Origin of the sequence: Microcystis sp. M49636_WE2, assembly GCF_030065375.1 — a bacterium.
Lineage (GTDB): Bacteria > Cyanobacteriota > Cyanobacteriia > Cyanobacteriales > Microcystaceae > Microcystis > Microcystis aeruginosa_C.
Genome location: NZ_JASJFG010000282.1, coordinates 1 through 1,325, shown reverse-complemented (window position 1 = coordinate 1,325; position 1,325 = coordinate 1). Strand labels below are relative to the sequence as shown.

The window sequence follows — 1,325 nt, the reverse complement described above, 5'->3', positions numbered from 1 at the left end:
TGTTTGTTTGTGTGGGTATATAGAAGATAGGGACAAGATGGCGGCATTAAATATACTCAAAAAAGCTACGATAGGGCATATCGGAAGCTGGTCGTCAGACCTAAACGCTTGGGGAGATTTAAGCTCTATTTTGGTTGGTAGAAATACCTGCTAAGACAACTTGAGTCAGTGAACCAAGAATCCCTCGCTTTTAGCGACGGGAGTGTCAATCCCACATGCTTATCAAAACATCGTCCCTGAGTAGCGAGGACTACATTCGGCTAAATTTTAACTATGGACAATTCAACGGATTTTAACTCCTTACGGGGATTAAGTGTTTTTTTGCTAGGAATGATGGGATCTGGCAAATCCACCCTGGGAGAGTTGCTTTCCCGACGTTTACAATATCGTTTTTTTGATACAGATATATTAATAGAAAGGGTCGCGGGAAAGAAAATCAGGGAAATTTTTGTCGACGAGGGAGAAGCGACTTTTCGGGAGTTAGAAACCCAAGTTTTAGCCGAATTATCCTCTCTGACTAAAACTGTGATTGCCACCGGGGGAGGGATGGTTTTAAAACCGATGAATTGGAGTTATCTTCGTCACGGTTTAATGATTTGGTTAGATGTTCCTCTAGAAGTCTTGGTTAAACGTTTAAAACAAGATACCTCTCGTCCCTTGCTTCAGTCCACTGATTTAGAAAGTAAACTGGAATTATTATTAGAACAAAGACGAGGACTTTATGCAGAAGCAGATATTAGGATTGTTGTTTCTGACCTAGATACACCTGCTCATATCGTTGAGAAAATTTTAACAGCAATACCGACGGTAATTAAAGATTTTCATCCAGAAAGGGATAATAACTAATGATAGCAGCTTCAATTTTTGATTTACCTGAACTAATTCCCGACCGAGAAATTCTGGAAATTTTAGCTCAAAGTCAAGCTATTCGTCTAGAAAGAATTATTTCCACCGGTCAAACCACTCCCCGGGGTCAATGGTACGATCAATCTGAGTTTGAATGGGTGATTTTATTACAGGGATTCGCTGAGATTAGTTATGAAGATGGCAGCCAATTTAATCTGCAAGCGGGGGATTATCTGCTGATTCCTCCTCACCAAAAACATCGCGTCGAATTTACTAGCAATAATCCCCCTTGTATTTGGTTAGCTATCCATTATCGCTAGTAAAATATAGTTTCTAACTAGGGTCTGCTGAATAAATCTAAAAACCTTGTTGGATAAGACTTTTGGACTTTTTTCCCCTCAAAAAGTGCCAGCCATTGGAGTGATCGGGGGTAAAATTCAGGTACTTTTTCCCTGAAAATTAGGTAACTGACTACCTCA

2 protein-coding genes and 1 pseudogene are annotated in these 1,325 nt (G+C 39.9%); all 3 read left to right on the top strand.

All coding sequences use genetic code 11. The features are described from left to right. Window positions 1-154, top strand: a pseudogene (locus PX484_RS25700) (RNA-guided endonuclease TnpB family protein); the annotation flags it as partial. Between the two features lie 119 nt (window positions 155-273). After that, window positions 274-846 (top strand): shikimate kinase, encoded by a 573-nt coding sequence (locus tag PX484_RS06780; RefSeq protein ID WP_002803272.1) that lies wholly within the window; start codon window positions 274-276, stop codon window positions 844-846. Then, a complete protein-coding gene (locus PX484_RS06775; RefSeq protein ID WP_287671492.1) occupies window positions 846-1,166 on the top strand; it encodes a cupin domain-containing protein in 321 nt (106 codons plus the stop codon). Before PX484_RS06780 ends, PX484_RS06775 begins: the two co-directional genes overlap by 1 nt. Window positions 1,167-1,325: the final 159 nt, after the last annotated feature.